Here is a 24806-nt window from a genome sequence, read left to right as displayed (position 1 = left end):
TTCAGCCGTCTTAAAAACCTCAAATCAATTTTGATTTGCTTCTCGTCCGGAGTTTTCATTTTGCCCATCAAGAAAATCCTCGTCGCCAATCGATCAGAAATTGCCATCCGCGTATTCCGTGCGGCCAATGAGCTTGGCATGAAAACCGTGGCGATATGGGCGGAAGAGGACAAACTTGCCTTGCATCGATTCAAGGCTGATGAATCCTATCAGGTTGGTCGTGGTCCGCATCTGGCAAAGGATATGGGACCAATCGAGAGTTATCTGTCGATTGAAGAAATAATTCGGGTGGCGCGGCTGTCGGGTGCTGATGCAATCCACCCTGGCTACGGACTTTTGTCAGAAAGCCCGGAATTTGCTGATGCGTGCGCAGAAGCCGGCATAACATTTATCGGCCCAAAGCCTGAAACCATGCGCCGCCTTGGCAATAAGGTTGCTGCACGCAATCTGGCAATTGAAATTGGTGTCCCGGTTGTGCCTGCAACGGAACCTTTGCCGGATGACATGGATACCATCAAGGAGATGGCGGAGAAGATCGGCTATCCGGTGATGCTCAAAGCTTCTTGGGGCGGCGGCGGTCGCGGCATGCGGGCCATCTTCAAGCCGGAGGATATTGCCCGTGAAGTCACCGAAGGCAAACGCGAGGCCAAAGCAGCCTTTGGCAAAGACGAAGTTTATCTGGAAAAACTGGTCCAGCGCGCCAGACACGTTGAAGTACAGATATTGGGCGACACGCATGGAAATGCGGTTCATCTGTTCGAACGCGACTGCTCGATTCAGAGACGTAACCAGAAAGTGGTTGAACGTGCCCCAGCGCCTTATCTTAGTGAGGAACAGCGCAAGGAGATCGCCGATTACGGCCTGAAGATCGCCAAGGAGACGGCCTATATCGGTGCTGGAACCATCGAATTTCTGATGGATGCAGACACCAATGAATTCTATTTCATCGAAGTGAATCCGCGTATTCAGGTCGAACACACGGTTACTGAAGAAGTAACCGGTATTGATATTGTCAAAGCGCAGATCCGTATTCTTGAGGGCGCAACGATTGGTACGCCGGAATCCGGGGTTCCTGCCCAAAAAGATATCCGGCTAAATGGTCATGCCTTGCAATGCCGCATCACAACGGAAGATCCAGAGCAGAATTTCATCCCTGACTATGGCCGTATCACTGCCTATCGCGGGGCAACAGGCTTCGGCATACGTCTTGATGGTGGAACTGCCTATTCCGGCGCGGTCATCACACGCTTCTATGACCCGCTGCTCGAGAAGATCACCGCCTGGTCTCCAACCGCTGAGGAAACCATCCACCGCATGCATCGTGCCTTGCGGGAATTCCGCATTCGCGGTGTTGCAACGAACCTGACATTTCTAGAAGCAATCATTACCCACCCCAAGTTCACGGATAATACTTACACAACGAAGTTTATCGACACGACGCCAGAACTGTTTGAGCAAGTTAAACGTCAGGACCGTGCGACCAAACTTCTGACCTACCTTGCTGATGTGACTGTGAACGGCCATCCAGAAACCAAGGGACGGGCAGTCCCGCCTGCCGAGGCAGCATTGCCGCGCGTTCCATTTATCGAAACGCCTATTCCGGATGGGACAAAACAGCTTCTTGATCAGTTAGGGCCGAAAAAATTCGCGGAATGGATGCGCAACGAAAAACGCGTCTTGTTCACCGATACCACCATGCGCGACGGCCATCAGTCGTTGCTTGCTACACGTATGCGCACCTATGATATTGCGCGTGTTGCAGGCACTTATGCGCGCGCTCTGCCACAACTTTTCTCACTGGAATGTTGGGGCGGCGCGACGTTTGATGTGTCAATGCGGTTTTTGACGGAAGATCCTTGGGAGCGGCTGGCGGAAATCCGTGAGCAGGCGCCAAACATCCTGCTCCAGATGTTGCTGCGGGGAGCCAATGGGGTTGGCTATAAAAGTTACCCGGATAATGTTGTAAAGTATTTTGTCCAACAGGCCGCACGCGGTGGAATTGATGTATTCCGCGTTTTCGACAGTTTGAACTGGGTCGAAAACATGCGCGTGAGCATGGATGCAGTGCTGGAGGAGAACAAGCTTTGTGAGGCCGCGATCTGCTACACGGGCGATATTCTAAACTCCGCCCGACCGAAATATGATCTCAAATATTATGTTGATCTGGCACAGCAGGTGGAGAAGGCCGGAGCGCATATCATAGCGGTCAAGGACATGGCTGGTCTATTGAAGCCAGGCGCTGCCAAGGTGCTTTTCAAGGCTTTGCGAGAAGCTACGGACTTGCCATTACACTTCCATACCCATGACACGTCCGGCATTGCCGCGGCCACTGTTCTGGCGGCGGTGGATGCTGGCGTCGATGTGGTCGATGCCGCTATGGATGCGCTTTCAGGTAATACTTCGCAGCCTTGCCTTGGCTCCATTGTGGAAGCGCTGAAAGGAACGGAACGTGATCCCGGTCTTGATCCAGAATGGATTCGCCGGATTTCGTTCTATTGGGAAGCTGTGCGCACGCAATATGCCGCATTTGAGAGTGACTTGAAGGGGCCTGCCTCGGAAGTCTATCTGCACGAAATGCCGGGTGGCCAGTTTACCAATCTCAAAGAACAGGCCCGCTCGCTTGGCTTGGAAACGCGCTGGCACGAAGTCGCGCAAGCCTATGCGGACGTCAACCAGATGTTTGGCGATATCGTCAAAGTGACGCCGTCATCGAAGGTTGTTGGTGATATGGCTCTGATGATGGTGAGCCAGGATCTTTCGGTCGAAGACGTGAAGAATCCGGAGAAGGATATTTCTTTTCCCGACTCCGTTGTCTCGATGATGCGCGGTGATCTGGGCCAACCGCCACAAGGCTGGCCAAAGGAAATCCAGAAAAAGATATTGAAGGACGAGAAGCCTTTTACCGAGCGTCCCGGCGCGTTGCTGGCGGCTGCGGATCTTGCTGCGGAACGCAAGGAAATCGAAGAGAAGCTGGAGCGCAAAATCAGCGATCAGGAATTTGCATCCTATCTGATGTATCCCAAAGTGTTCACTGATTTTGCTGTGACGCACAATACATATGGTCCAACCAGCGTCTTGCCAACGCCTGTCTATTTTTATGGTCTGGGACAGGAAGAGGAAGTCTTTCTTACCATTGAACGTGGGAAGACCCTGGTTGTGCGCAATCAAGCCGTGGGCGAGACGGATGAAAAGGGCATGCGCACGGTCTTCTTTGAGATGAATGGCCAACCGCGGCGCGTCAAAGTTCCTGACAGAACCCACGGGGCTAGCGGTGCCGGCGTAAGACGTAAGGCAGAGCTTACCAATGAGAAGCATGTTGGCGCGCCAATGCCGGGCATTGTATCGACTGTTGGCGTCTCGGCAGGCCAGAAAGTTAATGCGGGTGACGTTCTTCTATCGATTGAAGCGATGAAGATGGAAACTGCACTGCGTGCGGAGCGTGACGGCGTGGTCGCAGAAGTGCTTGTTCGTTCAGGCGATCAAATCGATGCAAAGGACCTAATGATCGTCTATGAATGAGTCGGTTTGCGCAGAATTCATCTCAATTTTGTTCATATATGATCAAAAAGAGTGATTTGACAGGAAATTAAATCGATTTAAAAGTTCGGGCGACCGCAATTTTCGTATGGCAGTGAAATCAATGGATGCTTCTGTTTATCGCAAACGTGCCGTATATGGCCGTTGGGCTGTTGCCTGCGCGTTTTTCTTCAATGGTTTCCTCGTCGGCAGTTGGGCACCACAAATACCAGTATTCATGACGCGTTTGAATATTAGTGAATTTACGCTCGGTCTGATGATATTGATTTTCGGAGTTGGCGCGCTCGTTGCCATGCCTTGGTGCGGCTATCTGATAGGCAGGTTTGGTTCGCGTGCCGTGGTTAAAGGCTTTGCCTTCTTTTGTTCGTTTTCGCTTCTTCTGGTTGCCCTGGCGCCGAATCTCATCACCGCAGCACCGGCGCTCTTCCTTTTTGGTGCCGTCATTGGCGCCATGGATGTTGCGATGAATGCCAATGCAGTTGAGGTCGAAAAACAACTATCGCGTGCCGTCATGTCATCCTCGCATGGCTTTTGGAGTCTTGGCGGTTTTGCGGGAGGTGCTCTCGGCGGCTTCCTCATCGAAGCGCAGGGACATTTGATCCACGCAATTGTGGTGACGGCGATTGCAATTGTTCTGGGACTGGTGGCGTTCCGGCATATGATCACTGAAGATAAACCGGTCGTTCATGAAAAGCAGAAGCTCTCCTTCCCCACCAATCCGCTGATTTATCTTATTGGACTGATGGCCTTGTTCTCCATGGTCCCTGAGGGATCGGTTCTCGACTGGGCCGCCCTCTATCTGCAGCAGGAAAAAGGGGCGGATATAGCAACCGCCGGACTCGCATTCGCTGCATTCTCGGGCACAATGTCAATTATGAGGTTCCTTGGCGATGGCGTGCGTAACCGTTTTGGCGCTGTGAGAACCTTGCGCATCTCCGCTCTCATTGGCGCTTCCGGACTTTTGGTCGCGAGCATTGCACCGACGCCATGGATAGCAATTCTCGCCTTTGCATTTTCGGGCCTCGGCATTGCAAATATGGTACCGATCGCCTTTTCCGCCGCAGGCAATCAACCGGGCACATCATCCGGCATAGCGCTTAGCATGGTAACGCTGATGGGCTATTCGGGAATATTGGTAGCGCCTTCAGCGATCGGATTCGTCGGTGGACGCACAGGTTTCGGCCCTATCTATATGGTGCTTGCCGCGCTGCTCATTGTCGTTTTTCTGATGGCTAACCTTGCCGCTACCGCCGATCGGGCAAAGAATTAGAGCAAGTTTGTTTATGAAACCTCGCCAAAAACTGCTCTAGGCGGCTGGTTTTTTGCGCTGAATGAGGAAGTCGGTCACCCGTCTGCCAGGCTTCTTCTTCAAGCCAATATTCATTTCCGGCGCAAGTTCATCTGAAAGGTCGAGTGTTTCGTGTTCGCCGATTGCGTCGAAATGTTCTTCAAGCCAGTCTTCGGCCGCTGCCCGGCCAAGATCGCGAAGATATTCGAGAAAAGCCCATTCCGCGTTGATTTTGGATGAGGCCGAAAGGCCTGCCAATGCTTCGTCCGCATCAATCCTGTGCATGCGAATGTTGCGGTATTCTCCATGCTCGATTCTGCCCGCTTTGATCAGCGAGTTGACAAAGGCAATTGAGCGGAACTCCCGTAGAAGCGCGGCATTGAAGGTAATCTCGTCAATGCGATCGGTAATATCGCGGGCCGTCTGCGGTGTTCCTCTGCGCTCGATAGGATTGATCTGGATCAGGAGTACATCTTCACTGGCGCCGGAATAGAAAAACGGAAACAAGGCTGGGTTGCCACCATAACCACCATCCCAATAGGGTTGGCCGTCAATTTCCACAGCCTGGAAAATATAGGGAAGACATGCGGATGCCATGATGACATCGGCATTGAGCTCACTCTGTGAGAAAACCCGCAATCGTCCGCTTTCGACATTCGTCGCAGAAATGAAAAGCTTAAGCGCCGAACAGGCTTTCACCCGTTCGAAGTCTATTTCTTTCTCCACCAGATCGCGAAGCGGGTTCAGATTGAGCGGATTGTATTCATAAGGCGAGAACATCCGGGTGATATTCTCGAAAATATTGTAACCAATGCCGTTTTCGACAGACCAATTGCCGAAGAAGACATCCCATGGCGTGCGTTGCACAGGGCTGAAGCGCCCGCTACGACCAACCGCCCGCCAGAACTCGTGAAGCTTGGCCCGCGCGCCTTCGGGACCATTTTGTGACCATCCGTCGGCAAGTGCTACGGCATTCATGGCACCGGCGCTGGTGCCGGAGATGCCTTCGATAGTCAGCCGGCCGTCTTCAAGAATGCGATCAAGAACGCCCCAGGTGAAGGCCCCGTGAGAACCGCCACCCTGTAAGGCAACATTGATGGTTTTGGGCTTGGCCATTATGCAGCAGTCCAACCGCCATCGACAGATATAGATGTTCCTGTAATCTGTGCGGCGGCATCACTGGCCAGAAACACGACTGTAGCACCGATCTGGTCTACCGTCGCAAACTCCTTGGTTGCCTGTTTCTCAAGCATAACGTCGCGAATAACGGTTTCACGATCCATGTTATGCGCTTTCATTTGATCGGGAATCTGCGCTTCGACTAAAGGAGTAAGTACATAACCGGGGCAAATCGCATTGCTGGTGATATGCTGTTCAGCAACTTCGAGCGCGACAGTCTTGGTAAAGCCGATGACACCATGTTTGGCAGCAACATAGGCGGATTTGAAAGGCGAGGCACGCAGCCCGTGAGCGGATGCGATATTGATGATCCGGCCCCAGCCAGCCTTCTTCATATGGGGTAAGGCGGCGGCAGTGGTGTGGAAGGCAGATGTCAGATTGATCGCAATGATTGCATCCCATTTTTCAACGGGGAATTCATCGACCGGGGCAACAAACTGAATACCAGCATTATTTACCAGCACATCGACAGTGCCAAATTTCTCGGCTGATTTTTCGACCAGCGCGCGGCAGTCGGCTCCATTGGACATGTCGGCCTTGATATAAACAACACCAGTTGAGTATCTTTCAGCAAGTTCTTGGGCGAGTGCATGGTCTTCTGGCCGGTCGGTAAACGAATTTATCACGACATTATAACCCGCCGCCGCAAGCGCATGTGCTGCCCCAAGGCCAATGCCTGAATTCGAACCGGTAATAATAGCTGTCTTTTTGGCCATGATTTAAGCTTCCTGAACTGCAATAGGTTTCTGCGACCCGTGCGGGGAATATATTGCATTGCAGCAAAATTACTAGATTGCGATCATGAACACTTTGTCATGCGGTTTTTTTGCCAGCCATTGGGGCAATAGGCTAATGTTGCTTGGTGTTGACAAATGGCCGTGTCTGCGCCACCTGAACAGCATCTTTGGAGCTTGATGATGTCCGACTATATTTCGCAACCTTTTGCCCGGCGCTCGTCGATTGGTGTCGATGTGGGCGGCGTTATGGTTGGCGGCGGTGCCCCGGTTGTCGTTCAGTCCATGACAAACACCGATACAGCGGATGTGGATGGAACTGTTGCACAGGTTGCCGCGCTATCACGTGCGGGTTCGCAGATTGTGCGCATTACGGTAGATCGTGATGAATCCGCTGCGGCTGTTCCACGTATTCGGGAGAGACTCGATCGGCTTGGCTTGAATGTGCCACTTGTCGGGGATTTTCATTATATCGGGCATAAATTACTGGCCGATCATCCGGCGTGCGCCGAAGCATTGGCAAAATACCGGATCAATCCCGGAAATGTGGGCTTTAAAGATAAGAAAGATGCGCAATTCGGTGCCATTATCGAAATGGCAGTCCGCTATGACAAGCCTGTGCGTATTGGCGTTAATTGGGGATCGCTCGATCAGGAACTGCTCACAGTCCTGATGGATAAAAACAGTGAGGCAGGTTCGCCGCTGACAGCCGAAGCCGTTGTGCGCGAGGCGATTGTCCAGTCTGCCTTGATCTCATCGCAATTGGCGGAAGAAATTGGTTTGCCGCGCTCAAAAATCATTCTTTCGGCGAAGGTGAGCCAGGTCCAGGATTTGATTGCTGTCTACGCTGAGCTGGCACGCCGATGTGACCATGCATTGCATTTGGGGCTAACTGAAGCTGGGATGGGAACAAAGGGCATAGTGGCTTCATCAGCCGCCATGGGCATTCTCTTGCAGCAGGGTATTGGCGATACGATACGCATTTCATTGACACCCGAGCCTGGCGGAGACCGTACGCGGGAAGTACAGGTGGCGCAGGAACTGCTGCAAACCATGGGTTTTCGTCAGTTTATTCCCATCGTTGCTGCCTGTCCCGGCTGCGGCCGCACAACGTCAACAGTATTTCAGGAGCTGGCGCAGTCTATTCAAAGCGATATCCGGACAAACATGCCGATCTGGCGCGAGAAATATCCCGGCGTTGAATCTTTGAACGTGGCCGTCATGGGCTGCATCGTCAATGGTCCTGGCGAATCCAAAATGGCTGATATTGGAATATCGTTGCCCGGAACCGGTGAAACACCATCCGCACCAGTGTTTGTCGATGGCAAGAAAGTTGCGACACTACGTGGTGCAGGCATCGCTCAAGAATTCCAGAAAATGGTTGCAGATTATATCGAAAATCGATTTGGACAGAGCAGCCAGGCTGCCGAATAGCAAGGCTGCTAATTCTTCCGCTCGGCAATAAAGCGCGCCGCTTCCTTTAAAAGCCCGGCCTTCTCGCCGAAAGGTTCAAGCAAAAGCTGCGCTTGCTCGACAAGACCTGATAGCTGGCGCTTCGTCCATTCGATCCCATGAATGGAAACAAGTGTGGCTTTGCCGGCTGCCACATCCTTCCCTGTCGCCTTACCCATATTGCCAGCATCAGAAGTCACGTCCAGCAGGTCGTCGGCAAGTTGGAATGCCAGACCGATAGCAGAGCCATATTCGGCAAGGCGTTCGCGCTCGCGCTGGTCAGCATTGCCAATAATGGCACCCGCTTCACACGCAAACCTGATAAGGGCTCCCGTTTTCATTGCTTGAAGCCGAATGATACCCTGCTCATCAGGCTTCACTTTTTCAGCTTCCAAATCAAGCGTCTGACCGCCTGTCATGCCGCCAATTCCTGCGGAACGCGCCAGCTCTGTTATGAGCGAGAGGCGCGCCTGAGCGCTGATTTCGGTTGCCTCGCTTGCGACGAGTTCAAAGGCATAAGTCAGAAGGCTGTCACCCGCAAGTATCGCTGCGGCTTCATCAAATTTACGATGAACAGTGGGCTGTCCCCGGCGCAAATCATCATTGTCCATAGCAGGCAGATCGTCGTGAACGAGCGAATAGCTGTGGATGCATTCCAGCGCTGCTGCAACCCGCAAAGCCGCCGAATTGTCGGCGCCAAACAATGCTGCGCTTTCCATGACCAGAAAGGGCCGAAGCCGTTTTCCGCCGTTGAGAACCCCATGTCTCATTGCCGCGAGCAATCTTGGTGGCCGCGTAATCTCACCGCTCCGCGGACGGTCGGATAAGAGCTCTGACAGCAACATCTCCACAGATGCTGCCCGTTGCTGCAAACTTAGCTGAAAAAGTGAGAAATCATTATCGTGCATGGTTGCCCAATGACCAATAAATGGTCTTTTGGTCAAGCATGAGATAAATTTTCTGCTCAATTGGCAAATGCTATGCAGATTCTTGCAGAAAGAATTCCCTTCTTCTTCCCGATGCTCTATGTCCGTGGTGGCAATTCAAGCGGAAGGTCTACGTGGCAAGGGTTTTGGTCAGAAACAAGCGGGGCAGGGGATATCTTGTCGATCCGGGACGCTCGCCTTTAGGGCGCATCATGCGCTATGTGATTCTGATCGGCATTGTATTGGTGATGCTGCCTTTAATTCTGCTGTGTTTGTACAGATTGCCCTTTGTCCATCCGATTTCCACCTTGATGGTCAAGGACCTCGTGACGTTCTCCGGTTATGACCGTCAGTGGGTTTCCATTGACGATATATCGCCAACCCTCGTCAATTCAGTCATGATGTCCGAGGATGCCAAGTTCTGCTCGCATGCCGGTGTTGATTGGGACGCATTAAATTCGGTCGTGTCCGATACAATCGATGGGGAGCAAACGCGAGGCGCTTCTACCATTCCAATGCAAACTGCGAAAAACCTGTTCTTGTGGAACAGCCGCTCATTTATTCGCAAAGGGCTGGAAGTTCCGCTGGCAGTCATGACAGATCTGATACTGCCTAAACGGCGCTTGATGGAGATTTACCTCAATATTGCAGAGTGGGGGCCGGGGATTTACGGAATAGAGGCTGCGGCACAGCACCATTTCAATACCAGCGCCGCAAAACTATCTGCACGTCAGGCCGCCTATCTCGCGGTCACGCTTCCTAATCCTATTATGCGAAACCCGGCTAAACCTGGCCGTGGCTTGCAAATGCTGGCAAGGGTGAATGAGCGGCGCGCGCGGGCCGCAGGAGCCTATGTCGGATGCATCGGTTAGGCGCCAATAGCGGTCAAATGCCTCGTTTAACAGCTTCATGACAAAAAATATGAGACTCATGCTGGTCAAAAGCTCTTTGGCGGTGTATAGCCCAGCCGAACTTTCCGGATTTTTGTCCATTGTGACAGGCTCAGTTGGGCCAGTGCCGGATTTTGACTGATTACTGGAGCTGGAACAATGGCTGTACCTAAACGAAAAACTTCTCCGTCGAAGCGCGGCATGCGCCGTTCCGCTGACGCGTTGAAGGCACCGACTTACGTCGAAGACAAGAATTCAGGCGAACTGCGTCGCCCGCATCACGTCGATCTAAAGACCGGCATGTATCGTGGCCGTCAGGTTTTGACGCCTAAAGAAGGCTGATCTTTCCTTCGAAAGCATGCTAAAAGGACCGGCCATGTGCCGGTCCTTTTATTTTGGGGCCAGCGGCTTTTGTGGGAGATTGCTTCGTGATTTCAAATATACCGTTGATGATCGTGCCGCTCATTGTCTTCAATCTGGTTATTGCCGGATTGGCTGGCATTGGTGGCGCTGATCCTTGGGCTACCCAGCTTTATTCAATGCAGATGCTGTCAGGTGGCAATTGGGTCATGACGCTCGGAGACCTGATGATCGTTTTGTCGCTCGCGCTTCTGTTCTTTGAGATCATGAAGTCAACGCGCACGAGCAATGCCTCAGTTGTCGATCATCTGCTCTCTACATTTGTGTTTGTAGCTTTTCTCGTAGAGTTTTTGCTCGTGCCAAGCGCTTCGCACTCACTCTTCTTCATTCTCATGGCGATGGCGTTTTTTGATATTCTTGCGGGCTTCACCGTATCTCTTCGGTCAGCGGGCCGCGACGTGAATTTTCGCTAGAAGCGGCTACTTCAGCTCTATTTCAATGAAGGCGTATTCGCCTTCATTGGCGTTTACAACATCGTGTTCCACGCCCTCGGATCGAAAATAGGGAACGCCCTTCTTCATCTCGGCTATTGATTCTCCGTCTTTGGTGAGGAGTTTCACTTTTCCGTCCATCAATGGCACGACAACGTAGTCATGGCCATGACGATGCCAGCCGGTATTATCCCCAATGTCAAACCGATATTCGGTTACAATGACTTTTTCATTATCGATGAAAACGGTTGCTTTGGCTGACCCGGTCATTCTTCCTCCCGCACGTGCTTTGAAAATTATTTGTCGAGAGAATCCAGTTTGCGCTGCATCGCTGCGATCTGCTCTTTTAGTTCATTCAACCCGGATGTATCGGCCGGTTTCTCAGTGGCGGAACTTTCGTCCGCCTCAGCCGCATTCGTGGACTTGTTGAGCGGAAACGGGGTGAACATCTTCATCGCGTGCTGCAGCATCTCAGTGTTCCGGCGCACCTGCTCCTCGACCAGTTTAATCGGCGTGCTGACATTCATCATATCAATCGGCGACTTGCCAAAAGCGGTTGTCAGCTGTTCCCGCATGCGCTCCTGTTCCTTGGCAAAGGCAGACATGGATTGTTCGAGGAAAGTTGGAAGTACGACCTGCATCTGGTCGCCATAGTATGCAATCAGCTGGCGAAGAAAAGGGATGGGAAGCATGTTCTGCCCATCCTTGTTTTCCAATTCAAAAATGATCTGGGTCAGGACAGAATGAGTAATGTCCTCACCTGTCTTGGCGTCTTGAACCGTGAAATCCTCATTACGCTTAACCATGCCAGCCAGGTCCTCAAGCGTCACGTAAGTGCTTGTGCCGGTGTTGTAGAGACGTCGATTAGCGTATTTCTTGATGATGATTTCGCCGGTCTTCGCTGCCATTACTTAACTCCCCAAGCATATCCCATTGCCGAACTCACGCGCCAGCTTGACGGTAGAAATAAAGGATAGGGGCAAAGCGCATCATTTCAAAGTGTTTTGTGCACTGCATACAACCGGTTACACCCAAACTTATGCTGCACTGCGGGAAGGATAAATCTACTTCTAGCTGGATTGGGCCTTGTCAAATGTACGAAGGGAGGGAATTCTGTTCGGCAGAAGTATTTTGAATTGAGCATTAAAAAATGAGGAAACGTTTATGACCCAATCCATCGTTATCGCCAGTGCAGCGCGCACCCCGGTAGGCTCTTTCAATGGTGCATTTGCCAATGTGCCCGCGCATGAGCTGGGGGCAGCGGTTATCAAAGAGGTGCTCAGCCGCGCTGGGGTTGATGGTGCAGACGTGGATGAAGTGATCATGGGTCAGGTTCTTGGCGCGGGCGAAGGGCAAAATCCGGCGCGGCAGGCTGCGATGGAAGCAGGAATCCCGCAGGAGGCTACAGCTTGGGGGTTGAACCAGCTTTGTGGCTCCGGTTTGCGGGCTGTCGCCTTGGGCATGCAGCAAATCGCCACCGGCGATGCCAACATCATTGTCGCTGGCGGACAGGAATCCATGTCGATGGCGCCCCATTGCGCCCATTTGCGCGGAGGCGTCAAAATGGGCGACTTCAAGATGATCGACACCATGATCAAGGACGGTTTGACTGACGCGTTTCATGGCTATCACATGGGCATTACTGCGGAAAACATCGCCCGGAAATGGCAGTTGACGCGGGAGGAGCAGGATAATTTCGCCTTGGCCTCTCAACACAAGGCTGAGGCTGCGCAAAAAGCCGGACGATTCAAGGATGAAATCGTGCCCTTCACCATCAAGACCCGCAAGGGCGATGTGGTCGTTGCCGATGATGAGTATATTCGTCACGGCGCAACGCTGGAGTCGCTGTCGAAGCTGCGCCCGGCCTTCGATAAAGAGGGAACAGTCACCGCCGGTAATGCATCGGGGCTGAATGATGGCGCCGCGGCTGTTGTCCTCATGAGCGAGGACGAGGCAAAGCGCCGTGGCATCACGCCATTGGCGCGCATTGTTTCTTGGGCAACGGCAGGTGTTGATCCGGCCATTATGGGAACAGGGCCAATTCCGGCCTCACGCAAAGCACTGGAAAAGGCTGGCTGGAAGGCAGAAGACCTTGATCTTGTAGAAGCAAACGAAGCCTTTGCGGCCCAAGCCTGCGCGGTCAATAAGGATCTGGGTTTCAACCCGGATATCGTCAACGTCAATGGTGGGGCGATCGCTATAGGCCATCCAATTGGTGCCTCCGGTGCGCGCGTGTTGAATACATTGCTTTTTGAATTGAAGCGGCGCAACGGGACCAAGGGTCTTGCCACACTTTGCATTGGCGGCGGTATGGGCGTTGCTCTCTGCGTCGAACGCATCAAGGATTAAACCAAATTTTGCCGGCTCTGCGCTTAGCGGGGCCGGCGTTTCTGCGGTGCGTCGTGCACTTCACACTTGTGATTTATTGACTGCATTTACGAGAGATTATTTCAGGGAGGGGAAACATGACAAAAACAGCTATCGTAACCGGTGGTACGCGCGGTATTGGTGCTGCAATCAGCATCGCTTTGAAAGATGCAGGCTACAAAGTCGCAGCAAGCTATGCAGGCAATGATGAAGCGGCAAAAAAATTCAGTGATGAAACCGGTATAGCGACCTATAAATGGGATGTGTCGAGTTACGAAGAATGTACAGCCGGTATTGCCAAGGTGGAGGCCGATCTGGGACCCATTTCGGTGCTTGTAAATAACGCCGGTATCACGCGCGACGCTATGTTTCACAAGCTCACACCAGGGCAGTGGACGGATGTCATCAATACCAATCTGAATGGCCTGTTTAATATGACTCATCCGCTCTGGACGGGGATGAGAGACCGCAAATTTGGACGCATCATCAACATATCGTCGATCAACGGGCAAAAGGGTCAGGCTGGACAGGTCAATTATTCGGCTGCCAAGGCGGGCGATATAGGATTTACAAAGGCACTGGCACAAGAGGGTGCACGGGCTGGCATTACTGTCAATGCGATCTGTCCCGGTTACATCGGAACGGAAATGGTGCGTGCAATTGATGAAAAGGTTTTAAACGAGCGCATCATCCCGCAAATTCCGGTCGGTCGTCTTGGCGAGCCTGAAGAGGTGGCGCGCTGTGTCGTTTTCCTGGCCTCAGACGAATCCGGTTTCATAACCGGCTCAACGCTCTCAGCCAATGGCGGACAATATCTGAGCTAAGACCGTTTTTACTGCAAGCGCGCTGCCGGCTGGAGAATCCAGTCGGCAGAGGTGCTTGACTCTTGGTAAAAACTGATAATTCGCGGCGATGCGCAAAAGTTAATTTTTTTGCGCGATGTGGGCCTCCAACAAGTTGAGTGATTCAGCATGTAGTGATTATGCTTGGAAAAAATCTATATATCGCCGTGAACAAATCGGGAATATGAGCCTAAAGCTGATTCGTAGCCGATTCGTTCTGCTCGCGTTCTATTTCTTAACGGTATATTCCGTGAATCGATTAATGATTGTTTATCTGGATTGAGCCACTTACGTTCTGTAGATGCTGAGAATGCTGTTTGGATGAACGCCAAACTTTGGTTTGCTCATTTGGGCGGTACTGGATTGTAGTTGATGAACCTTATGCCCAAGACCGAACTGCCTCTCACACTGACTGGCCGCGATGTTACGGCAGTTTTGGGGCCCACAAACACTGGCAAGACTCATCTTGCGATTGAGCGCCTGCTCGCGCACCGATCCGGTATGATCGGTTTGCCGCTGCGGCTTTTGGCGCGCGAGGTTTATAATCGTGTCGTGGAGCGAGCAGGCATTGCCAATGTCGCGCTGATTACCGGCGAAGAAAAAATCAGTCCGCCTGGCGCCCGTTATTCAGTTTGCACCGTAGAGGCCATGCCGCGCCATACGGATATGGATTTTGTTGCCATTGACGAAGTTCAGCTTGCCAACGATCTTGAGCGTGGCCACATTTTCACGGATCGCATTCTGCATCTCCGCGGGCGTCAGGAAACAATCCTCCTGGGCGCTGCAACGATGCGTGGCATTCTAGAGAAGCTTTTGCCGGGCATATCCGTGGTTACACGGCCAAGATTGTCCAATCTCGCCTATTCCGGTTCGAAAAAGATTACCCGCCTGCCACCGCGCACGGCGATTGTGGCTTTCGCGGCGGAAGAAGTCTATTCAATCGCGGAATTGATCCGGCGGCAGAATGGTGGCGCTGCGGTGGTCATGGGAACGCTAAGCCCACGAACGAGAAACAAGCAGGTGGAGCTTTATCAGTCCGGGGATGTGGACTATCTGGTGGCAACCGATGCCATTGGCATGGGGCTCAATCTCGACGTGGACCACGTTGCGTTTGCACAGGACCGGAAATTTGATGGATATCAGTTCCGCGATCTTTCACCGGCAGAAATCGGTCAGATAGCCGGGCGAGCCGGACGCCATTTGCGTGACGGAACATTTGGCGTGACGGGCCATGTGTCAGGTTTCTCCGAAGCGCTTGTTCAACGTGTTGAATCCCATGCTTTCGATGCAGTGAAGATTTTGCAGTGGCGGAGTGCTCGTTTTGACTATTCCAGCCTCGATGCGCTGAAGCGCTCCATTGACACTCCGGCACCGATTGATGGTCTGACCAGAGCTCTTCCGGCGGTTGACCAGCAAGCTTTGGAGTTTCTTTCGCGTGATCCCGATATTGCTCCACTCGCAAATACGCCCGAACGTGTAGCACTTTTATGGGACGCCTGCGCCTTGCCGGATTATCGCAAGATTGCACCGGCGCAACACGCTGACATCATTGCGTCCGTATATACTGATCTTGTTGAAAAAGGTCATGTGAACGAAAATTATATGGCAGAAGAGGTTCGGCGGGCTGATTCCATTGATGGCGATATCGACGCTCTTTCGCGGCGTATAGCCCAGATCAGAACGTGGACATTTGTGTCTCATCGACCCGGTTGGCTGGCAGATCAGGCACATTGGCAAGAAAAGACGCGTGAAATTGAGGACAGATTATCCGATGCACTGCATGAACGGTTGACGAAACGCTTCGTAGACCGCAGGACAAGCGTGCTTATGAGGCGCCTGAGAGAGAATACAATGCTAGAAGCCGAAATTAGCCCTGCCGGGGACGTTGTTGTCGAGGGGCACCATGTTGGACGATTAGACGGGTTCCGTTTCACTGCGGATGCTCAAGATGATGGAGCGGACGCCAAGGCGATCAAAGCTGCAGCGCAAAAAGCGCTGGCGGCAGAGTTCGAAAATCGCGCTGAGCGGTTTTCGGCATCCGCCAATGGCGATTTTGCTTTGGCGTCAGATGGGACGCTGCGCTGGATCGGTGCGACTATTGCTTCCGTTGTATCCGGAGAGCAAGCGCTCAAGCCGCGCGCCGTATTGCTGGCTGATGAGCAGCTCACTGGCCCGGCTCGCGACAAGGTTGCCGCGCGGGTTGATCGCTTTCTCAACCACCATATAGACACGGTGTTAAAGCCGCTTGTTGATCTTGCCAATGCGGATGCGCTGGTTGGAATCACGAAAGGTCTTGCCTTCCGGCTGGTCGAAAACTTCGGTGTTTTGCAGCGCCGGGATGTTGCAGAAGAAGTTCGCGGGTTGGATCAGGACTCCCGAGCAGCCCTGCGCCGTCTCGGCGTGCGCTTCGGCGCGTATCACGTATTCTTGCCGGCTCTGCTGAAACCGGCCCCCGCCGGTCTCTTGACGCTGCTCTGGGCGCTCAAAGAAGATGCCAAGGACCGTCCCGGGTATGGCGACGTCGTTCAGGTATTGTCCGCAGGCAGAACCTCTGTGGTGACCGATGCAAGCTTTGATCCCGCATTCTATCGTCTGGCAGGATATAGATTGCTTGGTCGCAGAGCTGTCCGCATCGACATCCTTGAACGTCTGGCGGATCTCATCCGTCCTGCGCTGGCCTGGAAGCCCGGCACGGGCACTCGTCCCGATGGCGCCTATGACGGATCACGCTTTCTGGTAATCCCAGCCATGATGTCGATCCTCGGTGCAACTGCCGATGATATGGAGGAGATCCTCAAAAATCTTGGCTATCGTCAGGAGGCCGTTGAACCTGCGATTGTTGCTGCCAAATTGGCGGAGCTAGAAGCGGTCGCAAGTGCTGCACCAACGAAAGACACTGCAGTGCCTGCTGCAGAACCGGTTGGTCCAGGGTTTGCAAATGCACCAGTGGTGCAAGCTGTAGCCAAACCATCCCAGCCGACTGCTGAAACAGCAACGCCAGCGGTGCCGGAAGAAGCACCAAAGCCAATTCTCTTGTGGCGTCAGGCACGTTTCGATAATCGCAATAATCGTGGAAATCACGAGAAACGCGATCATCAGCGCGGTGGGCAAGCACGGAACGGCCAATCTGAGCAGAGAGCTGCCCAGCCCAACCGCCCGGCTGCGCCGCAGAATGAACGTGGTGAACGCAAGGAACATTTCCGGGGCAAAGGCAAGCCCGCAGGCAATGAGCGCTTTAAACAGGATGGCGCGAAACATGGCGGAAAACCACAGGGACAACATAAGGCTCCAACCAAGCGTCCCGAGCGTGAGGAACGTCCAGTTAAAATCGACATGGACTCGCCTTTTGCCAAGCTGCTCGCTTTGAAGGAACAAATGAAAAAATAAAATGATGGCAGAGGCCGATAACGAAGGAAAGAAAGGACGGCGCATTGATAAATGGCTGTTCTTTGCGCGGGTGGTAAAATCCCGCTCACTTGCGGCCAAGCTGGTATCCAGCGGGAATGTCCGTCTAAACAAAGTGAAAATTGATCAGCCATCGCAGAATGTCAAAGTAAGCGATGTGCTGACAATTTCCTTGGACCGTCGTGTCCTGGTTTATGAAGTTGTTGCGGGTGGAGAAAGGCGCGGGCCAGCTGAAGAAGCGAAGAAACTCTACAGGGATCTGTCTCCGCCGCCCATGCCGAAAGAAATTAGCCGTCTGGACGCTTTGCCAAAGCGTGATGCCGGCAGCGGCCGACCAACAAAAAGGGAGCGCCGGCAAGTTGATCGTTTGATGCAGGGCAAAAACGATGATTCCAACTCATAATGTCGCCGACGTTTAATCGAAATAAATTTGCTCGATTTTGACCTAAGTAGAGTACACTATACCGATAATACACCATTAGCCGGGAATGAATTGCTTGTTTGCGCTTGTTGAAGGTGCGAACAATGCGATCAAAGGCTCGCCGGTAAACCAACGCCCGCGTTCTGGTGCCGCAGTCTTGTTCTTACCTCTTGTCAGTTTGGCAGCAAATCGTTACCTCACGATTGTACCCCGCTGATCGTGGTGTCTTCTGGAGCCAGTAAATGACTTATGTTGTGACCGACAATTGCATCCGCTGCAAATATATGGATTGCGTTGAGGTCTGTCCGGTCGACTGTTTTTATGAAGGTGAAAACATGCTCGTCATTCACCCGGACGAATGTATTGACTGCGGTGTTTGTGAACCTGAATGTCCAGCGGAAGCCATCAAGCCGGACACTGAGCCAGGTTTGGACAGCTGGTTGCAGCTGAATGCCGAGTATTCCGAGAAGTGGCCGAATATCTCTACAAAGGGCGACGCCCCGTCGGATGCCAAGGAAATGGACGGTGTGGCAGGCAAATTCGAGAAATTCTTTTCTCCGGAGCCTGGCGAAGGCGATTAATAGCCTAGGAATCAGACTTGGCTAAACTGGAGTTGGTGCAATAAGCAAGGCTTTGAGCCCCATTTTTTGAGCAATTGCAGCAAAAATTTGATTCTACGCGGTTTTCATGTTATGGTGCTGAAATATGTTGATCATTGGACGTCAATTTCGTGGCGCTAAAGTATAAATCACCACTTGGCTAGATTTTTTTCGGACGCAACAGTTCAGGGTATGCTTGTTTGTCATTCAGCCCAACTGATCCGTCCGGATTGCTTTTGCGCGACACTATTGACGACCGACAAACCGGGTTCCGGTTTCCAGTGGTTGGTTTAACCGGTGCGTTTTGCCGGGCGCAGCAGGGAGTAATGAAGCGCATGACAGTAGTTCCGCAGAAAAAAGCCGCCCAGCGTATTGGATTTAAAACGGGCGAATTTATTGTATATCCGGCACACGGCGTTGGTCAAATTGTCAATATTGAAGAACAGGAAGTTGCGGGCCACAAGCTTGAACTGTTTGTTATTGATTTCCAGAAAGACAAGATGCGTCTGAAAGTGCCAGTTGCCAAAGCAACAGCCATCGGCATGCGGAAACTTTCTGAAACAGATTATGTAGAGCGCGCATTGAAGGTCGTCCAGGGACGGGCCCGTATCAAGCGCACCATGTGGTCTCGCCGCGCGCAGGAATATGATGCGAAAATCAATTCAGGCGATTTGATTTCGATTTCGGAAGTTGTGCGTGATCTATTCCGTGCCGACAATCAGCCGGAACAGTCTTATTCAGAACGCCAGCTTTACGAGGCAGCACTTGATCGCATGGCTCGTGAAATTTCTGCCGTCAACAAGATGTCAGAAACCGAAGCTGTCCGTCTTATCGAGGTAAATCTCGCTAAGGGTCCTAAGCGCGGTGCTAAGGCCGATGATGCTGAGGCAGAAGTTGAAGCAGATGTAGTTGCTGAAGACGAGCAGGAAGAGGCAGCATAAGAGCTGTCTTTCTCGCCAAAACACAGCCCGGCAGCGATGCCGGGCTTTTTATTATTCGCTGATAAGCTTCACCTTGTCGCCGACGGATACGGTTCCGCCGGGCGGCATGGCGTTGATCAGGCGAAAGAGGTCAAGCTTGCGGTCTGTACCCAGGATTTTACTTGAAAGTGATGAAAGAGTATCGCCGGGCTTTACTGTCACAACGCGGATGCGTAAAGGCTTTATGGCGGCTTTCTCTTCAGGCGTCAGGAGCTTGAAGCTCTGAACAACCGTTTGCGAGGCGGGTATTAGCGCTGAGCTTCGTGCTGGAGCCGCAGTCAGGAAGCGATAAATGCGATTACCGGCATTGATCACAAAAATATCAAACTCCCAGCGATCGGCCTTTGCCTTGGCGCTGGCCGCAGGCATGCCGTTAAAGGTCGTAGCGGTAACGCTGGCGTCGACAAGCCCGGTCACCCAGCCGCTGCGCATGTAGTCGGTCATTGACGGATTGCCGGATATTTGTGTCCCATCAAACCGGACGGCTACTTCTCCCGGGCCCGTCGCCATAACGGCATCGGCGCTGTTGTCGATGGTGAAGCCTTCAGGAACAGTGAAGCTCACGCCCAGAAGTGGATGGACGAAATTGCGGCCCCGCACATAGCCTTCTTCCGGCGTATCGCCATATAGGATGCCGTCTATACCCTGCAGGAACGATTCGCGGTCGGTCGTGCCAACGCCGGGGGCACCGATACGGCGGGCATGCCCACGCGCAAGTTCAATTCGCTGCGGTGCCGAGGGGTGGCTGGCAAGGAAATCGAGGCTGGCATCGGTAGCGCCGGACACGTTTCGGAAATCAGCATAGGAAGCCATGGATTGCAGGAAACGTGGCGCAGCAAATGGATCATAACCCGCTTCGCCAATCATCTTGATGCCGATCGCGTCGGCCTGAAGTTCCTGATTGCGTGAAAACTGCGCCATCCGCAGCTTGCCGCGGATCAAGGCTTCCTGTCCGGCTGTGTCGCCCTGCAGAACTTCCGATACGACGCGTCCGGCAATAACGGCTTCCTGTTCGCGCTGCTGGCGCTCTATACCGTGATTGGCGATTACGTGGCCCATTTCGTGAGCAATCACGGCGGACAGTTCCGCGCTGTCATTGGCAAGGGCGAGGAGGCCGCGGGTGACATAAAGATACCCGCCCGGCAAGGCAAAGGCATTGATGTTGGGCGAGTTGAGAATCGTTATGCGATAGGTGTGGGTCGGGTTGTCCGAAACCGTTGTCAGATTGCCAACGACTTTGGCGACCATGCGCTCCAGTTTTGCATCCTTATACTCGCCGCCATAGGTCGCGAGAATACGGGGATGCTGCTCAGCGCTAAGTTTGGCGAGTCGGTCGTTCTTATTAACATTGTCTACCGTGACCGGGTTCGATGACGGGCCAAGCGCCGCATCTTCCTTGCTAATATTCAGCACTTGGCAACCTGAGAGAAAGGCAAGCATCAGCATGAGCTGCGCCGGCTTTCTGCCCTGCTTAGCTGCTTGAAACCATCCTGTATTCAAGGGAGACGTGTGCGAACCCAGAATCATATCCTTTTTGTATTAAGTGCCAGGAGACTCGTATGTCTTTGTTCTTGCTAGCCCGATGTGCGGCCCGGAGCAAGAATTTCATTGTTTTCCTGACCGGGGCAAGGCGTCGAAAATATGTCAAAGACCAGACTCTTTGCTACCGAGGTAATTTCGCAACAGGGCAGGGCCATCGTCTGACAGCAGATCCTTGGCCGGGCCGGAAGCAGCAATGTGCCCATTATCAACGAAGAGCAGCGTCGATGCCAGCCGCAAAGCGTCGTCCGGATGATGCGTAACCATGATAATTGTCATTCCGGTTTCTTTTTGAAGATTCTCAATAAGTTCCAGCATTTCGTGACGCAAAGCAGGGCCAAGGGAAGCGAAAGCTTCATCCAGAAGCAATACGGGACGGTTGCGCACCAATGCGCGGGCGATTGCCACGCGCTGTCGTTCTCCCCCGGAAAGAGCCTCGGGCTTCCTTCCCTCTTTTCCGGCAAGCCCGACTTTCCGAATCGCTGCCTGAATTTCCACTTTGTCGACTTCATCAAGCCTCAAATCCGAACGGCGGCCCAATCCGACATTGGACATCACATCCAGATGGGAAAAAAGATTATTGTCCTGAAACACCATGGAGACTGGACGGAGCGATGGCGGAAGACTGGTGACGTCAACCTCATTGATTAGTACCGAGCCACCAACAGGCTTCTCGAACCCGGCGATGAGATTAAGCAGCGTCGATTTTCCCGATCCGCTCGGGCCGATGACGGCGGTTATTGTGGAGGCTTGAATGGACACATCAAAGTGCATTGCCATGTCCCCATAGTCGAAACGCACGGCGTTGAGACGAACAGAGACGCCATTTGTTTTTGCGGGCTTAGCCATTTGCACTGCTGTCCCTTTTGGCCAGTCGAATTGCGCCTCTATCGGCGATGATCATGAGAATGAGGCACAGCGCAGCAAGAATTAGTGCCAACCCGGCGGCGTCGGCGGTACGATAGCTTCCCATGCGTTGCAACAGCAAATAGGGCAGGGTCAGAACGGTGTCGTTGCCAAACAGGGCAATTGTTCCGAGATCACCAAGGGACAAAGCCATGGCAAAGGCAAAGGCTATGCCGAGCGGATGTTTTAAAATTGGCCAATCGATAATTCGGAGCCGGTTCCAACCCGCAATGCCCAATTGCTCGCACAGTCTGTTGTGGCGGCTTGCCGCTGTATCCCATGACGGTCGAAGAATCCGGAACGCAAAAGGGATGGCCATAGCGGCATTGACGCATATTACCATGAAGGGTGCGAGGCTGAATGGATCGACAAAGTGGTGGGAAAGAATGAACCATCCCGCACCAATGATGATAGGCGGCACTACCATGATCAAGCTCGCACCAAGATCAAGCGAGCGCTCAAATATTCCAGCTCTGGCGTAGCGCCGCCGGGTTGCCAAAAACTCCCGCGCAATCACCAGACTAAGCGAAATTATCAGTGAAAGTGCGGCCGCGATTGCGCCAAGAACAAGACTGGTGGCAATTGCGCGCCAGACGGCCGTTTCGGACAGTAGACGGGTAATATCTGCCGACAAGCCGGAAACGACAGTGCCTGCCATGGGCAAGGCTACGAACAGAAAACCGGATATAATCAGAGCAATGTTCCATAGTCTTTGCGGCAATGAAGGCATGTCGAAGCGGCGGGTCGTGATACGCAAGCTGAAGCCTTCTTCTGTCGGACGCCCAGCGAGTGATAGAAGGCCGAGCACGATAATTGTCAGGCAAAGCTGAAGAAGCGTCAAGGACACCGCTCTGGCTATATCAAAATCGAAGTGAAGCGACTGGTATATTGCAACTTCGAGTGTCGTGGCGCGAGGCCCTCCGCCGAGTGTCAGCACCACGGTGAATGAAGTAATGCACAGCATGAAGATCAAGCCAGCCACACCCGATATACTGCGTAAAATGACCGGCCATTCGATTAATTTGAACTGTGTCCAGTTGCTCATCCCCAGTTGTGAGGAGAGTTTCCAATAATCTTCGGGAATGGAATCCAGACCTGAGAGAATGAGCCGTGTCGCCAATGGCAAATTGAAAAATACATGGGCGAGAAGAATGCCCGTCAGCCCGTAAATATCGGGAACCAAATCAAGCCCCAGCCATCCGAGGATAGCAGCCAGCAAACTGTTTCGTCCGTAAATGCTGGTGACACCGAGCACGGCAACGAGCGCTGGCAGCGCCAGAGGCAAGGCAAACAGACGCAGGAGCATTGCGCGTCCCGGAAAGCTCTGCTGCGCATGCAATGCACGGGCAAGCGGGATGGCAAAGCCGACAGAAAGCACCATGGAAAGGAGCGCTTGAAGGATTGTGAAGCGTGCAATCCGCCAAATGTAGCTGTCAAAAGTAGCAAAGCCCTCCGTGCCTCCACGGAAAGATTCAATGGCGAGACTGAGGAGAGAGCCGCCCGCCAATATGCCCAGAAAGGCGAGAGCGAGGCCTCCCGCCAAGGGTTTCATCGAAGAGGCGGCCATCTGTGCTACTTGCTCATGGCTTCAAGCCACTCGTCGATCCAGGCTTTGCGATTTTTCGCCACTTCTTCAGATGTGAAAGTCAGTGTCTTTGCTGGCTTTACCAATGTGTCAAAGGCTGGATTGAGCGGATTTGAGGTTTTAGCTGCAGGATACATCCAATTGTTTTCGGGAATAGTATCCTGAAATGCCGTGCCGGTAACAAATGTCAAAAACTGCGCAGCAAGCGGGTTCTTGGCTCCGTTTACAGTTTGCGCTGCAACCTCGACCTGCAGGTAATGTCCTTCATCGAAGGATGCTGCCTTGTACCGATCGGTTTTGTCCGCGATCAGATGATAAGCGGGCGACGTAGTATAGGAAAGCACCATGGGCGCTTCACCTTTGGTAAAAAGCCCATAGGCTTCTGACCAGCCGGGCGTGACGGTTAAAACGCGATCCTTGAGTTTGGCCCAGGCTTCACTGGCCTTGTCCCCGTAAACTGATTTCATCCACAATACGAGACCAAGGCCCGGTGTAGACGTGCGAGGATCTTCAATAACGATCTTCTGCTTCGGATCGCCATCAACCAAATCCTTCAGACTAACCGGTGCGTCTTTGACTTTCTCTGTGTCATAAATGACAGCGAAGTAGCCATAATCATAGGGAACGAAAATGCTGTCCTTGAAGCCGCCAGGAATGTCGATAGCAGTTGTATCTATGCCATGCGGCGCAAAAAGTCCGGTTTGCTGAGCTTCAAAAGTCAGGTTCGTATCCAGACCGAGAACAATATCCGCCTTTGTCGATGCGCCTTCAAGCTTCAGACGGTTAAGCAGCGCAACGCCATCGGCGACTGCTACAAAGTCAACAGTACAGGTGCATTGCTTCTCAAAGGCTTCTTTGACTTTTGGCCCTGGCCCCCATTCAGAGGTAAAGCTTTCATAGGTGTAGACTGTCAGCTTGCCATCCGCATTTGCTGGGCTGGAAAGGCCAAATGCCAATGCGCTGGAAACAAGGGCAAATTTCATAAATTCGAGTGGCTGCATAGGCGCCTCCTAAAGTTGAATTTCAAAAGGATAGGTGCGCCGGCTTGTGAAGCCGCATCTAATCCCTCCGCCGGTACAAACCGGATCAGGTTCCGCGGGTTGACTGGATTGGTTCCAGTCTCTCAGCCTGTTGATGCAGGCACCCCGTTAGAGCAAGGCCAGATTAGTGACTGTGTCCTGCCAACGCAAGCGCCCATCGCCTAGCTGGTTGTTTTTGTTATGCCTTCCCCTTGCCACGCCCGCTTTTGCGTCTGGCTATTGAGATGGTGGGAAAGACGGGCGGTCATCGAAGCGCGTCTTTGTA

At 52.8% G+C, this 24806-nt stretch carries 21 protein-coding genes and 1 riboswitch; of the genes, 12 read left to right on the top strand and 9 right to left on the bottom strand.

Going from position 1 to position 24806, the window contains the following annotated elements; genetic code table 11:
• Positions 1-60 precede the first annotated feature (60 nt).
• Positions 61-3519: a pyruvate carboxylase gene (gene pyc, locus V9K95_RS05850; RefSeq protein WP_336440434.1), complete on the top strand. Its 3459-nt coding sequence runs from the start codon at positions 61-63 to the stop codon at positions 3517-3519.
• 106 nt (positions 3520-3625) lie between these two features.
• Positions 3626-4807, top strand: coding sequence for an MFS transporter (locus V9K95_RS05845; RefSeq protein ID WP_115054763.1), 1182 nt, complete (start codon positions 3626-3628; stop codon positions 4805-4807).
• A 36-nt stretch (positions 4808-4843) separates the two neighbouring features.
• Here V9K95_RS05845 and V9K95_RS05840 read toward each other — a convergent pair whose 3' ends face one another.
• Both V9K95_RS05840 and V9K95_RS05835 read right to left on the bottom strand, forming a co-directional pair.
• A complete protein-coding gene (locus V9K95_RS05840; protein ID WP_336440435.1) occupies positions 4844-5941 on the bottom strand; it encodes a patatin-like phospholipase family protein in 1098 nt (365 codons plus the stop codon).
• Positions 5941-6720, bottom strand: a complete 780-nt coding sequence (locus V9K95_RS05835) for a 3-hydroxybutyrate dehydrogenase (RefSeq protein ID WP_336440436.1) — start codon at positions 6718-6720, stop codon at positions 5941-5943. The genes V9K95_RS05840 and V9K95_RS05835 overlap by 1 nt, the downstream gene beginning before the upstream one ends.
• Positions 6721-6921: 201 nt before the next feature.
• On the opposite strand from V9K95_RS05835, the gene ispG reads away from it, so the two are divergent.
• The gene (gene ispG, locus V9K95_RS05830; RefSeq protein ID WP_435530125.1) at positions 6922-8172 is read left to right on the top strand and encodes a flavodoxin-dependent (E)-4-hydroxy-3-methylbut-2-enyl-diphosphate synthase; all 1251 of its coding nucleotides are present in this window, start codon (positions 6922-6924) and stop codon (positions 8170-8172) included.
• Between the two features lie 8 nt (positions 8173-8180).
• Here the strand turns inward: ispG and V9K95_RS05825 are convergent, their stop codons facing one another.
• Entirely contained in the window at positions 8181-9098 is a 918-nt protein-coding gene (locus V9K95_RS05825) for a farnesyl diphosphate synthase (RefSeq protein WP_115054761.1), read from the bottom strand.
• Between the two features lie 230 nt (positions 9099-9328).
• Here V9K95_RS05825 and mtgA point away from each other — a divergent pair, with 230 nt between their 5' ends.
• The 3 genes from mtgA to V9K95_RS05810 all read left to right on the top strand — a co-directional run bounded on the left by mtgA (position 9329) and on the right by V9K95_RS05810 (position 10839).
• Complete coding sequence (mtgA, locus tag V9K95_RS05820; protein ID WP_162802612.1) at positions 9329-9988, top strand: monofunctional biosynthetic peptidoglycan transglycosylase; 660 nt, start codon at positions 9329-9331, stop codon at positions 9986-9988.
• Between the two features lie 177 nt (positions 9989-10165).
• Positions 10166-10348, top strand: coding sequence for a 50S ribosomal protein L32 (rpmF, locus tag V9K95_RS05815; RefSeq protein WP_008121851.1), 183 nt, complete (start codon positions 10166-10168; stop codon positions 10346-10348).
• 86 nt (positions 10349-10434) lie between these two features.
• Positions 10435-10839: a hypothetical protein gene (locus V9K95_RS05810; RefSeq protein ID WP_115054288.1), complete on the top strand. Its 405-nt coding sequence runs from the start codon at positions 10435-10437 to the stop codon at positions 10837-10839.
• A 6-nt stretch (positions 10840-10845) separates the two neighbouring features.
• Here V9K95_RS05810 and V9K95_RS05805 read toward each other — a convergent pair whose 3' ends face one another.
• Both V9K95_RS05805 and phaR read right to left on the bottom strand, forming a co-directional pair.
• Complete coding sequence (locus V9K95_RS05805; protein ID WP_336440437.1) at positions 10846-11127, bottom strand: cupin domain-containing protein; 282 nt, start codon at positions 11125-11127, stop codon at positions 10846-10848.
• Positions 11128-11153: 26 nt separating this feature from the next.
• Complete coding sequence (gene phaR / locus V9K95_RS05800) at positions 11154-11765, bottom strand: polyhydroxyalkanoate synthesis repressor PhaR (RefSeq protein WP_115054286.1); 612 nt, start codon at positions 11763-11765, stop codon at positions 11154-11156.
• A 256-nt stretch (positions 11766-12021) separates the two neighbouring features.
• Between phaR and V9K95_RS05795 the strand changes: the two genes are divergently transcribed.
• The 6 genes from V9K95_RS05795 to V9K95_RS05770 all read left to right on the top strand — a co-directional run bounded on the left by V9K95_RS05795 (position 12022) and on the right by V9K95_RS05770 (position 19432).
• Positions 12022-13206 (top strand): acetyl-CoA C-acetyltransferase, encoded by a 1185-nt coding sequence (locus V9K95_RS05795; protein WP_336440438.1) that lies wholly within the window; start codon positions 12022-12024, stop codon positions 13204-13206.
• A 116-nt stretch (positions 13207-13322) separates the two neighbouring features.
• A complete protein-coding gene (locus tag V9K95_RS05790; protein WP_115054284.1) occupies positions 13323-14048 on the top strand; it encodes a beta-ketoacyl-ACP reductase in 726 nt (241 codons plus the stop codon).
• 390 nt (positions 14049-14438) lie between these two features.
• Positions 14439-17453, top strand: coding sequence for a helicase-related protein (locus V9K95_RS05785; protein WP_115054283.1), 3015 nt, complete (start codon positions 14439-14441; stop codon positions 17451-17453).
• A 4-nt stretch (positions 17454-17457) separates the two neighbouring features.
• Complete coding sequence (locus V9K95_RS05780; RefSeq protein ID WP_115054759.1) at positions 17458-17874, top strand: RNA-binding S4 domain-containing protein; 417 nt, start codon at positions 17458-17460, stop codon at positions 17872-17874.
• A gap of 260 nt (positions 17875-18134) precedes the next feature.
• Entirely contained in the window at positions 18135-18473 is a 339-nt protein-coding gene (gene fdxA / locus V9K95_RS05775; protein WP_115054282.1) for a ferredoxin FdxA, read from the top strand.
• A gap of 344 nt (positions 18474-18817) precedes the next feature.
• Entirely contained in the window at positions 18818-19432 is a 615-nt protein-coding gene (locus V9K95_RS05770) for a CarD family transcriptional regulator (protein ID WP_336440439.1), read from the top strand.
• A gap of 51 nt (positions 19433-19483) precedes the next feature.
• On the opposite strand, the gene V9K95_RS05765 is transcribed toward V9K95_RS05770, so the two are convergent.
• The 4 genes from V9K95_RS05765 to thiB form a co-directional block, all read right to left on the bottom strand.
• The gene (locus tag V9K95_RS05765; RefSeq protein ID WP_336440440.1) at positions 19484-20917 is read right to left on the bottom strand and encodes a M48 family metalloprotease; all 1434 of its coding nucleotides are present in this window, start codon (positions 20915-20917) and stop codon (positions 19484-19486) included.
• 198 nt (positions 20918-21115) lie between these two features.
• Positions 21116-21859, bottom strand: a complete 744-nt coding sequence (thiQ, locus tag V9K95_RS05760; RefSeq protein WP_115054281.1) for a thiamine ABC transporter ATP-binding protein — start codon at positions 21857-21859, stop codon at positions 21116-21118.
• Positions 21852-23483 carry a thiamine/thiamine pyrophosphate ABC transporter permease gene (gene thiP / locus V9K95_RS05755; protein WP_336440441.1) on the bottom strand — a complete coding sequence of 544 codons (1632 nt, stop codon included), beginning with the start codon at positions 23481-23483 and terminating at the stop codon, positions 21852-21854. Before thiP ends, thiQ begins: the two co-directional genes overlap by 8 nt.
• 5 nt (positions 23484-23488) lie before the next feature.
• Positions 23489-24502 (bottom strand): thiamine ABC transporter substrate binding subunit, encoded by a 1014-nt coding sequence (gene thiB / locus V9K95_RS05750; protein WP_336440442.1) that lies wholly within the window; start codon positions 24500-24502, stop codon positions 23489-23491.
• Positions 24503-24547: 45 nt separating this feature from the next.
• A riboswitch (TPP riboswitch) is annotated at positions 24548-24659 on the bottom strand.
• Positions 24660-24806: the final 147 nt, after the last annotated feature.

The organism is Phyllobacterium sp. CCNWLW183, assembly GCF_037203775.1.
In the GTDB taxonomy this organism is placed as follows: Bacteria; Pseudomonadota; Alphaproteobacteria; order Rhizobiales; family Rhizobiaceae; genus Phyllobacterium; species Phyllobacterium ifriqiyense.
The sequence above is the reverse complement of the archived record's forward strand: the minus strand, read 5'-3'. Positions and strand labels throughout refer to the sequence as shown.